Genomic DNA, 14,009 nt, shown 5'->3' on the forward strand with positions numbered 1-14,009 from the left:
CCCGCTTAGCGCAGCGCAAGCCGGGAAATTCCCGGCTTGCGGCGACTCATCGTTAGAAGTCGTAGCGCAGACGCACCAGGTTCATATCGCCCAGATCATCGGTGCTGGAGGTAAACACGTGCTCGTAATCAACACGGAAACCGTAATCCAGCTGGAAGCTAATACCCAAACCGTTATCAATACGCTGGTAGTTGCGGCCATTCACGTACTCCAGGCGGTCGCCCATAAAGTACGGTTGAATAGATTTAACAGCGTATTGATTGATCGGGAATTTATAGCCCGCAAAGTATTCAATACCCCAGGCATCGCCGGCGAAATAGTTATGAACATCGGTTTTCTTGGTAGTCAGGAAGTTCTGATACCAGCCGCCGCCGAAGGAGAAGGTCCAGTTATCCGGAGTCCAGCTCAACGCGGTACCGACAATATTCTGGTCGTAGGTTTTGCTATTGGAGCTTGACGGGTCGCGCATTTCGGCGCGGGTGTAGTTCCACGCGGTACCCCAGGTCAGGTCCTTCATGATGTGGTAATCCACGCCGATAGACCCGCCGCCTTTACGCTTGTAGCGCAGACCATCGCCCGGCAGATATTCGCTATCTTCAAACAGATAGGAGCCATACAGATCGACATCACCGACGGTTTTCTTATATTTCAACATATTGCGTGAACGATAAGAACCATCGTAATCGCCGTTAATACCGTTACCCGGAGCCTGACCGATCATATCGTAGTCCCAGATATCGGTTTTCACGCCGACGACATCATAGTAAATACTGTTTTGCTGACCGTAGGTTAAGGTACCCCAGGTATCGCTCTTCAGACCGGTGAACAACATACGGCGGGTGGTATTATTCGCCCCTTCCGCGTAGTGATTGTCCCAATCGAACAGCGCCGGAATATTGACGCCCAGTTCGTAGTAGCTGATCCAGCTAATATCATCAAAGAGATAGTAATCAGCCGCGAAACGGAAACGGGTGCCGCCATCGAAACCGTTACGCTTGTAGGAACCTTTATCGCCATCGCCGGTCATCATATTGAACTGCGGACGAATACTCCCGCCGACGGTAAAGTTAAGGCGACTTAACGGATCGCCCGCCTGCGGATCTTGTTTCAGCAGCGTAATCTCAGCCTGGGATGCAAAAGAGGTTAACGCTAATGCTGCGCCGATCGAGATCGCCAGCGCTTTTATTTTATGTGCCATGCTTTTTCCTTGAGTAATAAGCAACCTTATATTTGCCAGTTGAATATTAACTGCGAATTAGCACGACGTGTTGTTGGGTTTTTAATGTTTTGTGCGCTTAAAAATCAAGGAATTATCATTTTGTGCCGTTAAAATAAAAGCGCCGCGAAATTGCGCGGCGCTTCATAAAAATGAAATCTATTTACTGGTTAAATTGTCGGAATAACGCTTTACCTTTTAATAAGCGTAATCCCAACCAACCGCCGCACAACGATAATAAAATAGCGCCTGAGAGTGGCAGCATCACCCACAGCCGCCAGTCCGGCGTCCATGGAAAATCAAACACTTTGGTTTGCAGCATCGCCAGCGCCACCTCGGCGCCAATGGCCGCCACCAGCCCCGAAACCACGCCAAGCAGGGCGAACTCCACCCACAACGTGGTGCGCAGCAAGACTTTACCAGCCCCCAGCGTCCGCCAGACGACCAGCTCCTGATGCCGCTGGCGCATCCCGACCTGCACCTGGGCCAGCAGCAATAGCACGCCACAGGCGGTGACCAGCACCACCATGACCTCCAGCGCCCGACTGACCTGCGTCAACACCTGGCCGACCTGGCGCAGGATGGCGCCGATATCCAGCAGGCTAACGGTGGGAAACTCGCGGTTAAGCTGGGTCAGCATCGCGTTGCCATTATCCCAACGGAAGCTGGTAAGCCAGCTTTGCGGCTGCCCATCCAGCGCCCCCGGCGGGAAAATAAAGAAGAAGTTTGGCCGCAGGCTCTCCCAGTCAACTTTGCGCACGCTGGTCACCTTAGCGCTAAATTGCTGGGTATCGCCGGTAAAGGTGATGCTATCACCGATCCTGACGCCCAACCGCTGCGCCAGCCCCTCTTCAATCGACACCTCGCCCGCCTTCGGCGGCCAACTGCCGGCCACCAGCGGATTATGATCCGGGCGCTGCTCGCTCCAGGTGAGATTAAGCTCGCGGTTTAGCGCTTCGTCTTTATTGCCCTCGGTGGTTTGACCGTTAATCTGCGTCAGCCGCGCGCGCACGATGGGATAAAACTCCGCCGCCCGGGTCTGGTGTTCGGCGAGGAATGTCTTCACCGGAACTACCTGTTCGGGAGCGATATTAATCAGAAAGTAGTTCGGACTTTCCGGCGGCAGCTGCTGCTGCCAGCGTTCGAGCAAATCGCCGCGTAACACCAACAGCAGAGCCAGCAGCATAAACGACAGTGAAAACGCCGCCAGTTGGCTCAGCGTTGACCACGGCTGGCGCAACAGACGGTTCACCGCCAGGCGCAGCGGCAACGCTTTTAGCGTGACGCGCTTGAGCAACCACAGCAAGGCCCAGCCTACCAGCCCGCATAGCAGCGCCAGCACCAAGGCCCCGACCAGCACCGACCACAGTAGCGGGCTACCGCCCATCAGCCAGGCCAGTCCGCCGACAACCACCGCGCAGACCACGGGAATATAGTGTTTTAACGGCCAGACGTTAGCCACCACATCTTGCCGCAATACCCGCAGCGGCAGAGTCGCCAGCAGCAGCCGATAGGGCCGCCAGCCGACCAGCAGCGAAATCACCACCATCGCGCCGATAGCCCACAGCCACGGCCAGCCGCTGGCGGGCGGCAGCGCGGCGGGCAGCACCGGTTTAAGCATCAGCAGCAGGGCTTTTTCCAGCAGCAGCCCCATCGCGCCCCCCGCCGCAACCGCCAGCATCAGCAACATTAGCCACTGACCGACGATAAGTTTACGCAGCTGCGCCCGCCCGGCGCCTAAGGTTTTGAGAATAGCGACCAGATCGTAGCGGCTGCGGCAGTAATGCCCCATCGCGACCGCCACCGCGGCGACTGCCAGCAGCAACGTTAATAACGCGGACAGCAGTAAAAATTGCTGCGAGCGCTCCAGCGATTTACCCAGCGCGCTATCATCCTGCTCCAGGCCAATCCAGCGATGTTCCGCGCCAAGCTTCGGCAATAGCCACCGCTCGTAGGCCGCCAGCTGCTGCGCGCTACCGGCAAACTTATAGCGCCAGGAGACGCGGCTGCCGGGCTGTACCGCGCCGGTTTTCGCCACATCGGCGATATTCATCATTAGCCGCGGCGCCATCTGGAAGGGGTTGAAGCCGGCGTCAGGCTCCTGAATGACCTCGCCGGCGATGCGCAAGGTAGCGTCGCCAACATCAATGTTATCGCCGGTTTTTAGATTCAGCAGCGCCATCAGCCTCGGCGCCAGCAGGACGCTGCCGCGCTGCGGTTTTAATCCCGCCGGAGAGGTCTCCAGCGTGCCGTACAGCGGATAAGTATCATCAACCGCTTTGACATCCGCCAGTTGCGGGGTATCTACAGCGAAAGTCATGGTGGCAAAGCTCAGCTGTTCGCCCACGGTTAACCCGAGCGCGCGCGCCTCGGCGATCCACTCGGCGGGCACTTCGCGTGAACTGCGCAAGGTGCGATCCCCGGCCATAAATTCGCGGCTTTGCTGGCTCAACCCTTTTTCCATACGGTCGCTGATTGAGCCCAGCGCCAGCACGCAGGCCACCGCCATGCTCAATGCCAGCCAGACGATGAGCAGTGAAGGCGAGCGCCATTCGCGCCAGAACCAGCGGGCTATCATGCTTCCTCCTGCAACTTGCCATCCACCAGGCGTAAGCGACGATCGCAACGCGCCGCCAGCAGCGGATCGTGGGTCACCAGAATTAGGGTGGTGCCGTGTTCGCGGTTGAGTGAGAACAGCAGATCGGCGATTTTATCGCCGGTGTGACGGTCGAGATTACCGGTCGGCTCATCGGCAAATAGCAGCGCCGGACGGCCGTTAAAGGCGCGAGCCAGCGCCACTCGCTGCTGCTCGCCGCCGGAAAGCTGCGCCGGTAAATGGTGCAGGCGTTTGCCAAGCCCTAGCTGTTCAAGCAGCGCGCGCGCATCGCCGCGGCTTTGGCTATCGCTGGCGCCGCGCAGCAAGGCCGGCAGCTCGACGTTCTCCAGGGCATTTAGCGTCGGAATCAACATAAACGATTGAAAGACAAAGCCTACGTGCTTCGCGCGTAACGTCGCCCTCGCCTCTTCATCCATCTGATGCAGCGGCTGCCCCAAAAGAGACACTTCGCCGCTGCTGCCGTCGTCGAGCCCGGCGAGAATGGCCAGCAGCGTGGATTTCCCGGAACCGGACTCGCCAATCAGGGCGATGGTTTGCCCCGGTTTGACAACCAGCTCAACTCCGGTAAGGATGGACAACTGATGCTCTCCCTGACCGACGGATTTCTTAAGATGATGAACTTCAAGTATGTTTTCCGCTGGCATTTGCCTTTCCTGTTTATGGTTCTGTTTACCTGCCGCGCAATGGCGGCGGATACGCTGTTAGTGCTTGGCGATAGCCTGAGCGCCGGCTATCGAATGGCGGCCAATACGGCCTGGCCTGCTCTGCTTAATGAGAAGTGGCAGGCCAAAACGACGGTGGTCAACGCCAGTATCAGCGGCGACACCTCGCAGCAGGGACTGGCGCGCCTGCCGGCGCTACTGAAGCAGCACCAGCCGCGCTGGGTGCTGGTGGAACTGGGCGGCAACGACGGGCTGCGTGGTTTCCCGCCGCAGCAAACGGAGCAGACGCTGCGTACCGTTATTCAGGATATCAAAGCGGCGAAGGCCCAGCCGCTGCTGATGCAAATACGCCTGCCCGCCAACTATGGGCGCCGTTATAATGAAGCCTTTAGCGCGATATATCCGCAACTGGCCAAAGAGTTCGATATTCCTCTGCTGCCCTTTTTTATGGAAGAGGTTTATCTCAAGCCACAATGGATGCAGGACGACGGCATTCATCCTAATCGCGATGCGCAACCGTTTATTGCCGACTGGATGGCAACCCGGTTGGCTCCCTTAGTTAATCATGACTCCTGAACGCCGGGAGTCATTCACAGGTAAAGTTATGCAAAAATCGGTTTTAGTTACAGGATGTTCCAGCGGAATTGGCCTCGAAAGCGCGCTCGATTTAAAACGCCAGGGCTTTCGGGTACTGGCCGCCTGCCGTAAGGGGGAGGATGTCGCCCGTATGCAGGAACTGGGTCTGACCGGTATTTTGCTGGATCTCGATGACCCGCAAAGCGTCGAAAATGCCGCCGCCGAGGTCATCGCGCTGACCGGGAACCGCCTGTATGGCCTGTTCAATAATGCTGGCTACGGCGTCTACGGTCCGCTCACCACCATCAGCCGTCAGCAAATGGAACAGCAGTTTTCCGCCAACTTTTTCGGCGCCCACCAGCTCACCATGCTGCTGCTGCCCGCTATGCAGCCGCACGGCGAGGGCCGCATCGTGATGACCTCTTCGGTGATGGGGCTGATTTCCAGCCCCGGCCGCGGCGCCTATGCCGCCAGTAAATACGCGCTGGAGGCGTGGTCCGATGCCCTGCGCATGGAGCTCCGCCACAGCGGCATAAAAGTCAGCCTGATTGAGCCTGGGCCAATCCGTACCCGCTTTACCAACAACGTTAACCAGACCGGCGACAAGACGGTAGAGAACCCAGGCATTGCCGCGCGCTTTACGCTCGGCCCGGAGGCGGTAGTGGAAAAAGTGCGTCACGCCTTCGTCAGCGACAAGCCGAAACTGCGCTATCCGGTGACGCTGGTCACCCACGCGGTAGGCTGGTTAAAACGCCTGCTGCCGGCACGTGCGATGGACAAAATTATCCAGGGCTGAGTTGAAGCGCTGAATGTCGCCCCCATCTAAAACAGAAATCGACTAACGAGATACGCCCATGTCCGAACAGAATATTGTCAATATTACCGAAGCCAACCTGCAGCAGACGCTGCAGCAATCCATGAACGCGCCGGTGCTGTTTTATTTCTGGTCCGCCCGCAGCCAGCACTGCGAACAGCTGACGCCGGTGCTTGAGCGCCTGGCCGCCCAATACCACGGTCAGTTTACGCTGGCGAAGGTAGATTGCGACGCGGAGCAAATGCTGGCTTCGCAGTTTGGTCTGCGCGCGATTCCGACGGTGTATCTGTTCCAGAACGGCCAGCCGGTAGATGGTTTTGAAGGCCCGCAGCCGGAAGAAGCCATCCGCGCCCTGCTGGATAAAGTACTGCCGCGCGAAGAAGAATTGAAAGCGCAAGAAGCGCTGGCGCTGATGCAGGAAGAAAAATACGCCGACGCGCTGCCGCTGCTGAAAGACGCCTGGCAGTTGTCTAACCAGGATAGCCAGATTGGCCTGTTGCTGGCGGAAACGCTAATTGCCCTGCAGCGTTCCGATGAGGCTGAAAGCGTGCTGAAAACCGTGCCGCTGCAGGATCAGGACACCCGTTATCAGGGGCTGGTGGCGCAGATTGAACTGCTTAAGCAGGCCGCCGATACCCCGGAAATCCAGCAACTACAGCAGCAGGTCGAGCAGAACCCGGACGACGCGGCGCTGGCGTCTCAGCTGGCGTTGCAGTTGCACCAGGTCGGGCGCAACGAAGAAGCGCTGGCGCTGCTGTTCACGCATCTGCAAAAAGATTTAGGCGCCGGCGATGGCCAGGTTCGCAAAATGCTGCAGGAGATCCTCGCGGCGCTCGGTACCGGAGACGCCCTGGCGGCGAAATACCGCCGCCAGCTGTATTCATTGCTGTACTAATCAGAGGCGCTGACCCGGATAGCGCTACGCTTATCCGGGCTACAGATTACGCCGTGGTAGCCCGGGTAAGGCGTAAGCCGCTACCCGGGAATGCTTACAGGATTAACACAAAGCACATGTTTTTCCCCAAGCAAAACAGTTGTATACCGATAACAGTATCTGCAGCCCTGTGGTAGCCCGGGTAAGGCGTAAGCCGCTACCCGGGAATGCTTACGGGCGCTTTTTCAACTGCGTCACCACCAGTTGATGACGGGTATTGAAGAACTTCCGGTAAGTCAGATAGCCGGCAATAATCGTCGACAGGCTGGCGGTCGACAGCAACATAAACGTGACCATAATCTGATACTTAATCGCCTTCACCGGGTCAATCCCGGCGAAAATCAGTCCCGACATCATCCCCGGCAAACTCACCAGTCCGACCGTTTTCGCTGAATCTACCGTGGGAATCAACGAGGCGCGAATGCTGTCGCGGATCAGCCGCGCGGAGGCCATCTTCGGCGTCGCGCCGAGGCTTAGCTTCTCCTGAATCTGCTGCTGCTCACTGTTAAAACGCTGGCCCATATTGTTGTAGCACAGCCCTACCGCCACCATAGCGTTACCGGCCACCATGCCGGCAATCGGAATAACCTGCATCGGCACAAAGGCGATCGACCCCGAGAAGACCAGCACCGCCAGGGTTAGTCCGGCGCCGGTGGTAATAGCGATAAACGATGAGACAAAAGCTTTGTCGATATATTTACTGCGCTTCTTCGCATTCCACGCCGCGTTAAAGCAGATGAACAGCACCATCAATAGCGTTAACACCGCATGGTTAACGTTAAAGATATATTTCAGCACGTAGCCGACGATGATGAGTTGCACTATCGCCCGGCAAATGCTCCAGATAATATCTTTTTCCAGCGCCAGCTTTTCCCGATAGCTCACAACGATCGCCACCAGCACCAGCACCATCGAGAGCGCCAGCGATTCGTTAGTAATATTATGCCCGTTCATTTTTCCCCTCATGCATTTTCCCGCCAGCAGGCTGTAGCGTAATCACTTCATCAGCGTGGGCAATTTCGTTCTGGTCGTGAGTGACCCACAGAATGGCCATTCCTTTTTCCGTCGCGTAGCGATGAATAATCTCGTTAACGTTGCGCTTATTGCTCTCATCCAGCGCGCTGGTAATTTCATCCAGCAGCAGCACCTGCGGCAGAAACTGCAGATTACGAATGAGCGAGACCCGCTGTTTTTCGCCGCCGGACAATTCGTTAATCGATTTCTCCAGCGTATTATCCGCCAGCCCGAAGCGTTCGAGATCGGCAATCAGCGCTTTAGGATCCGGCTGTTTGTTGCGGATCTGCCATGGGAAAACCAGGTTGTCGTAGACCGAATCGCCGAATAGCGCCGGAGTTTGCGCGCAATAAGAGACCTGCTGGCGATAGTTTTCCGGCGACAGCGTAGTGATATCGGTATCGTTGAAAAAAATCTCTCCGCTGGTCGGGCTCAGCAGAGAGGCGATGATTTTCAGTAACGTACTTTTGCCGCATCCGGATGGCCCGGTAATTAACTTAAACTCTCCAGCCCTAATCCGGAGATCGATATTATTCAGGAGGACCGCGTCGTCGGTTTTAAAACCAACACCCTCGAGGCGCAAAATCGCGTTATTTTCCTTCATTATATGTCCAATTAATTTCCTAAAACGCAGACAGTTTACTCCAGTTTTCTTTCACCGGAACAAGGAGAAAGTTATACTCTGTTTAAATCTGCGCCATTTCGCTGCGGCGCCCATCAGGCAACAAGACAGGAGGTTTTTGATGCTGATTTTTATCCCCGTTCTTATTTTTGTCGCACTGGTCATTGTGGGGGCGGCAGTAAAAATCGTGCCGCAGGGTTATCAATGGACCGTCGAACGCTTTGGCCGCTACACGCAGACGCTGCAGCCGGGCTTAAGTTTAGTGGTACCGTTTATGGATCGCATCGGCCGCAAAGTGAACATGATGGAGCAGGTACTGGATATCCCTTCGCAGGAAGTCATCTCCCGCGATAACGCCAACGTCACCATTGACGCCGTCTGCTTCATCCAGGTGATCGATGCGCCAAAAGCCGCCTATGAAGTCAGTAATCTTGAGCTGGCGATCGTCAATCTGACGATGACCAACATTCGTACCGTACTCGGCTCGATGGAGCTGGATGAAATGCTCTCCCAGCGCGATAGCATTAACACTCGCCTGCTGCATATCGTCGACGATGCCACCAATCCGTGGGGGGTGAAAATCACCCGTGTCGAAATCCGCGACGTTCGCCCGCCGGCGGAGCTTATCTCCTCGATGAACGCCCAGATGAAAGCTGAGCGAACCAAACGCGCTTATATCCTCGAGGCGGAAGGGGTGCGTCAGGCGGAAATCCTCAAAGCCGAAGGTGAAAAGCAGTCGCAGATCCTCAAAGCCGAAGGCGAACGGCAGTCGGCCTTCCTGCAGGCGGAAGCCCGCGAACGTTCCGCCGAAGCGGAAGCCCGCGCCACCCAGATGGTCTCATCGGCGATTGCGTCAGGCGACATTCAGGCGATTAACTACTTCGTGGCGCAGAAATATACCGACGCGCTGCAGCAGATTGGCGCCGCCAACAACAGTAAAGTGGTGCTGATGCCGCTGGATGCCAGCAGTCTGATGGGCTCGATCGCCGGGATCGGCGAACTGCTGAAAGAGAGCAGCGCCGAACGGAAAAAATCATGATCGCCCTGATCCTCGCCCATCCGCATATTTTCTGGCTGACCCTTGGCGGGCTGTTGCTGGCGGCAGAGATGCTCGGCAGCAATGGCTACCTGCTGTGGAGCGGCGTAGCTGGCGTGGTTACCGGCCTGCTGACCTGGGTTATTCCATTTAGTTGGGAATGGCAAGGGACGCTGTTTGCCGTCCTTACCCTGCTGGCGGCGTGGCTGTGGTCAAAATGGCTGCGTAAACGCATGAGGCAGCAGCGCCCCGCCGACGCGCAGCTTAACCAGCGCGGCCAGCAGCTGGTTGGCCGTCGTTTCACACTCGACAACGCGCTGGAAAACGGTCGCGGCCACGTCCGCGTCGGCGATAGCTCCTGGCCGGTGATTGCCGATGAAGACCTCGCGGCGGGCAGCAAGGTTGAAGTGGTCGCCGTCGAAGGCATTACCTTGCGGATAAGAGCCGCCGTCCGCTAAGCCTGCGCTTTGCGGTGACAACAGCCGGAAAGATTATCAATAATCGGGCAATCCGCGCTCTCATCACCAGGGCAGGCGTCCGCCAGCGCCAGCAGATGCGCGCGCATGTTTTGCAACTCGCGGATATGGTTCTCAATATCCGCGACTTTCTCCAGCGTTCTTTTTTTCACATCGGCGCTGTGCCGCGACGGATCGTTGAATAACGCCACCAGCTCGCGGCACTCCTCCAGATTAAATCCCACCTGCCGCGCCTGGCGCAGCAGCGTCAGTTCATCCAGATGCTTTTGACTATAGGTACGGTAGCCGTTATCGCTACGCAGCGGCGCCGTCACCAGCCCTTTCTCTTCGTAAAAACGAATCGCTTTGCTGGTCAAGCCGGTTTTTTTCGCCACATCGCTAATATTCATTTTTCCCCCTTGACCTTCCCCTTGCTGGAAGGTTTAACCTTCTTAATACTCGATGAAAGAGTGTGTTCGGTCAATCATTAACCGGAAATTATTCAGGAGTTATTTATGTCTAACACTATCGACCTGACGCTTGATGGCCTCTCCTGCGGCCACTGCGTTAAACGCGTGAAAGAGAGCCTGGAACAGCGTCCAGACGTTGAACAGGCGGAGGTCACTGTTACCGAAGCCCACGTCACGGGCAGCGCCAGCGCTGAAGCCCTGATTGAGACCATCAAACAAGCCGGATACGGCGCGGAGCTCAGCCACCCAAAGGCTAAACCGCTGGCAGAATCATCAATCCCGTCGGAAGCACTGACAGCGGCCACTCCCGAGCTTCCGGCAGCCCATGACGAGGATGACAGTCAACAGCTGCTGATCAACGGCATGAGCTGCGCCAGCTGCGTTTCCCGGGTACAAAACGCGCTTGCCGCGGTGCCGGGAGTCTCACAGGCGCGGGTAAACCTGGCGGAACGCACTGCGCTGGTGATGGGCAGCGCGTCCGCCGCAGAATTAGTGCAGGCGGTGGAAAAAGCCGGCTACGGCGCGGAGGCTATCGAAGACGATCTGGAACGCCGCGAACGGCAGCAGGAAACCGCCATCGCCACCATGAAACGTTTTCGCTGGCAGGCGATTGTCGCCCTGCTGGTCGGCGTGCCGGTCATGGTCTGGGGCATGTTTGGCGATAACATGATGGTCAGCGACGACAATCGATCGCTGTGGCTGGTCATCGGCCTCATCACCCTCGCGGTGATGGTCTTCGCTGGCGGTCACTTCTACCGCAGCGCCTGGAAAAGCCTGAAAAACGGCACCGCCACCATGGATACGCTGGTGGCGCTGGGAACCGGGGTGGCCTGGCTGTACTCCATGAGCGTCAACCTGTGGCCGCAGTGGTTCCCGATGGAAGCGCGCCACCTGTATTACGAAGCCAGCGCGATGATCATTGGTCTTATCAACCTCGGCCATATGCTGGAAGCCCGCGCGCGCCAGCGCTCCTCGAAAGCGCTGGAAAAACTGCTCGACCTGACGCCGCCTTCGGCACGCGTCGTGACGGCTGAAGGCGAGAAAGATCTGCCGCTCGCGGAAGTTGAGGCGGGTATGACGCTGCGTCTGACCACTGGCGATCGCGTTCCGGTTGACGGCGTGATAAGCCAGGGCGAAGCCTGGTTTGATGAAGCCATGCTCACCGGCGAACCGGTACCGCAGCAAAAAGGCGATGGCGACGCCATTCATGCCGGTACCGTGGTGCAGGACGGCAGCGTGCTGTTTACCGCCAGCGCCGTCGGCAGCCAGACCACGCTGGCGCGGATTATTCGCATGGTGCGCCAGGCGCAAAGTAGCAAACCGGAAATCGGCCAACTGGCAGATAAAATCTCTGCGGTATTTGTTCCGGCAGTGGTAGCCATTGCGCTGATTAGCGCCGGTATCTGGTACTTCTTCGGCCCGGCGCCGCAAATCGTCTATACCCTGGTCATTGCCACCACGGTACTGATTATCGCCTGTCCATGCGCATTGGGCCTGGCGACGCCGATGTCGATTATTTCCGGCGTCGGCCGGGCGGCGGAATACGGCGTGCTGGTGCGTGACGCCGATGCTCTGCAGCGCGCCAGTGAACTCGACACCCTGGTGTTCGATAAAACCGGTACCCTGACCGAAGGCAAGCCGCAGGTGGTGGCCGTGAAAACCTTCGCAGGGTTTGATGAAACAACCGCGGTGCGTCTTGCCGCCGCGCTCGAGCAAGGCTCAAGCCATCCGCTGGCGCGGGCGATCCTCGATAAAGCCGCCGACAGCACTTTACCGGAAGTAAGCGGCTTCCGTACCCTGCGCGGGCTTGGCGTCAGCGGTGAAGCGGAAGGTCATCGACTGCTGCTCGGCAACCAGGCGCTGCTTAACGAGCAGCATATCGCCACCGCGGAACTGGAAAGCGAGATGACGACACAGGCCTCGCGCGGCGCCACGCCGGTACTGCTGGCGATCGATGGTCAGGCCGCGGCGCTGTTCGCCATCCGCGACCCGCTACGTGAAGATAGCGTCGACGCGCTGGCGCGCCTGCATCGGCAGGGCTATCGTCTGGTAATGCTCACCGGGGATAACCCGACCACCGCCAATGCCATCGCCAAAGAAGCGGGCATTGATGAAGTGATCGCCGGCGTGCTGCCGGACGGTAAAGCCGACGCCATTAAACGTCTGCAGAGCCAGGGGCACAAAGTGGCGATGGTCGGCGACGGTATTAATGACGCCCCGGCGCTGGCGCAGGCGGATGTTGGTATCGCCATGGGCGGCGGCAGCGATGTCGCCATTGAGACCGCGGCGATCACCCTGATGCGCCATAGCCTTAACGGCGTGGCCGATGCTTTAGCGATTTCGAAAGCGACGTTACGCAACATGAAACAGAACCTGCTGGGCGCATTTGTTTACAACTCACTGGGCATCCCGATTGCCGCCGGGATCCTCTGGCCGCTGACCGGTACCCTGCTGAACCCGGTGGTCGCCGGCGCGGCAATGGCGCTGTCGTCAATCACCGTGGTCAGTAACGCTAATCGCCTGCTGCGCTTTAAACCGAAAGATTAGCGCAGTCACCGGAAAACGGGCGCTGAGGTTACTCAGCGCCCGTTTATTTCCTGGCGACAATAAAAAACCGCGGGAAAGATGACGGCCACCACCATATGCGCTAGCATGAATGCCTCACACTTCGGAGCGCGTATGGGCCTGTTAAACCGAATAAAAATGCTGTGGCGAGCCGCCGTCGGCTCGTCTTATTCCTGGCCTGCAATGGATATCGTCCTGCCCGGCGAACGTTATTTACACCTCGTCGGCAGCATCCATATGGGCACCCGCGACATGGCGCCGCCGCCGGCTAAGTTACTGAAAAAGATACGTCAGGCCGACGCCTTAATCGTCGAAGCGGACATCACCGGTAATGAAACGCCTTTCAGTAATCTCCCCTCTTATCCACCGCTGGCTGAACGTCTGAGCGAAACACAATTAGCAGAATTACGCTCACGCGCCGGCGAGCTGGGTTTATCGGTCGATCTTTTCGATAGCCAGCCGCTATGGCAGGTAGCAATGGTGCTACAAGCTACTCAGGCGCAAAAGCTAGGGTTACGCCCCGATTACGGTATTGATTACCAGTTGCTGATGGCCGCTCGCGAGAGCAACATAAGGGTAATGGAGCTGGAAGGCGCCGACAGCCAAATCGCGCTCCTGCGCAATCTGCCAGACGGCGGTAAGGCGCTGCTGGAAGATACGCTGACCCACTGGCGCACCAACGCCCGTTTACTGCAGGTCATGATTGGCTGGTGGCTGGAGCAACCGCCGTCGCGCGGCGCGGAAACGCTGCCGACGACCTTCAGCCAGTCCTTATATGATGTGTTGATGCATCAGCGCAATGTGGCCTGGCGCGACACGCTGCTTGCCCTGCCGCCGGGGCGTTACGTGGTCGCCGTCGGCGCGCTGCATCTGTATGGCGAAGGGAACCTGCCGGATATGTTGACGTAAAAAAATGGCCAATATTGCTATTGGCCCGTCAAAGAGGAATTTCATCATTATTATTATCCCGGGATATACATCCCGGATCGTCTGATTGTCGCTCAAAGTGACCATCACTGCCAATACTA

General features: G+C 57.5%; 13 protein-coding genes. 7 read left to right on the forward strand and 6 right to left on the reverse strand.

Going from position 1 to position 14,009, the window contains the following annotated elements; translation table 11 throughout:
* Positions 1-52: 52 nt before the first annotated feature.
* The 3 genes from ABLV66_RS19110 to ybbA form a co-directional block, all read right to left on the reverse strand.
* Positions 53-1,198 (reverse strand): porin, encoded by a 1,146-nt coding sequence (locus tag ABLV66_RS19110; RefSeq protein WP_047049491.1) that lies wholly within the window; start codon positions 1,196-1,198, stop codon positions 53-55.
* A gap of 181 nt (positions 1,199-1,379) precedes the next feature.
* The gene (gene ybbP, locus ABLV66_RS19115; protein ID WP_348876530.1) at positions 1,380-3,794 is read right to left on the reverse strand and encodes a putative ABC transporter permease subunit YbbP; all 2,415 of its coding nucleotides are present in this window, start codon (positions 3,792-3,794) and stop codon (positions 1,380-1,382) included.
* On the reverse strand, positions 3,791-4,477 hold the full coding sequence (gene ybbA, locus ABLV66_RS19120; protein ID WP_047049495.1) for a putative ABC transporter ATP-binding protein YbbA: 687 nt from the start codon (positions 4,475-4,477) through the stop codon (positions 3,791-3,793). Before ybbA ends, ybbP begins: the two co-directional genes overlap by 4 nt.
* Between ybbA and tesA the strand changes: the two genes are divergently transcribed.
* Genes tesA through ABLV66_RS19135 form a run of 3 tightly spaced genes read left to right on the forward strand, consistent with a single transcriptional unit; the run spans position 4,448 to position 6,780 of the window.
* Complete coding sequence (gene tesA / locus ABLV66_RS19125; protein ID WP_047049514.1) at positions 4,448-5,071, forward strand: multifunctional acyl-CoA thioesterase I/protease I/lysophospholipase L1; 624 nt, start codon at positions 4,448-4,450, stop codon at positions 5,069-5,071. The genes ybbA and tesA overlap by 30 nt on opposite strands.
* Positions 5,061-5,867, forward strand: a complete 807-nt coding sequence (locus tag ABLV66_RS19130) for an SDR family oxidoreductase (RefSeq protein WP_161801889.1) — start codon at positions 5,061-5,063, stop codon at positions 5,865-5,867. Before tesA ends, ABLV66_RS19130 begins: the two co-directional genes overlap by 11 nt.
* 58 nt (positions 5,868-5,925) lie before the next feature.
* Positions 5,926-6,780 (forward strand): co-chaperone YbbN, encoded by an 855-nt coding sequence (locus tag ABLV66_RS19135; protein WP_015367889.1) that lies wholly within the window; start codon positions 5,926-5,928, stop codon positions 6,778-6,780.
* Between the two features lie 210 nt (positions 6,781-6,990).
* Here ABLV66_RS19135 and fetB read toward each other — a convergent pair whose 3' ends face one another.
* Complete coding sequence (gene fetB / locus ABLV66_RS19140; protein WP_045393489.1) at positions 6,991-7,773, reverse strand: iron efflux ABC transporter permease subunit FetB; 783 nt, start codon at positions 7,771-7,773, stop codon at positions 6,991-6,993.
* Complete coding sequence (gene fetA, locus ABLV66_RS19145) at positions 7,760-8,437, reverse strand: iron efflux ABC transporter ATP-binding subunit FetA (RefSeq protein ID WP_348876531.1); 678 nt, start codon at positions 8,435-8,437, stop codon at positions 7,760-7,762. The genes fetB and fetA overlap by 14 nt, the downstream gene beginning before the upstream one ends.
* 139 nt (positions 8,438-8,576) lie before the next feature.
* Between fetA and ABLV66_RS19150 the strand changes: the two genes are divergently transcribed.
* Positions 8,577-9,494, forward strand: a complete 918-nt coding sequence (locus ABLV66_RS19150) for an SPFH domain-containing protein (RefSeq protein ID WP_020079443.1) — start codon at positions 8,577-8,579, stop codon at positions 9,492-9,494.
* Complete coding sequence (locus ABLV66_RS19155; protein ID WP_045393498.1) at positions 9,491-9,949, forward strand: NfeD family protein; 459 nt, start codon at positions 9,491-9,493, stop codon at positions 9,947-9,949. The genes ABLV66_RS19150 and ABLV66_RS19155 overlap by 4 nt, the downstream gene beginning before the upstream one ends.
* Here ABLV66_RS19155 and cueR read toward each other — a convergent pair.
* The gene (gene cueR / locus ABLV66_RS19160; RefSeq protein ID WP_045393501.1) at positions 9,946-10,356 is read right to left on the reverse strand and encodes a Cu(I)-responsive transcriptional regulator; all 411 of its coding nucleotides are present in this window, start codon (positions 10,354-10,356) and stop codon (positions 9,946-9,948) included. The genes ABLV66_RS19155 and cueR overlap by 4 nt on opposite strands.
* Before the next feature lie 105 nt (positions 10,357-10,461).
* Between cueR and copA the strand changes: the two genes are divergently transcribed.
* Together copA and ABLV66_RS19170 are read left to right on the forward strand one after the other, a co-directional pair.
* Positions 10,462-12,963 carry a copper-exporting P-type ATPase CopA gene (copA, locus tag ABLV66_RS19165; protein ID WP_348876532.1) on the forward strand — a complete coding sequence of 834 codons (2,502 nt, stop codon included), beginning with the start codon at positions 10,462-10,464 and terminating at the stop codon, positions 12,961-12,963.
* A gap of 132 nt (positions 12,964-13,095) precedes the next feature.
* On the forward strand, positions 13,096-13,890 hold the full coding sequence (locus ABLV66_RS19170; RefSeq protein WP_047078637.1) for a TraB/GumN family protein: 795 nt from the start codon (positions 13,096-13,098) through the stop codon (positions 13,888-13,890).
* The last annotated feature ends 119 nt before the right edge of the window (positions 13,891-14,009 follow it).

Origin of the sequence: Klebsiella sp. CN_Kp073 (assembly GCF_040065495.2) — a bacterium.
GTDB classification, from domain to species: domain Bacteria; phylum Pseudomonadota; class Gammaproteobacteria; order Enterobacterales; family Enterobacteriaceae; genus Klebsiella; species Klebsiella aerogenes.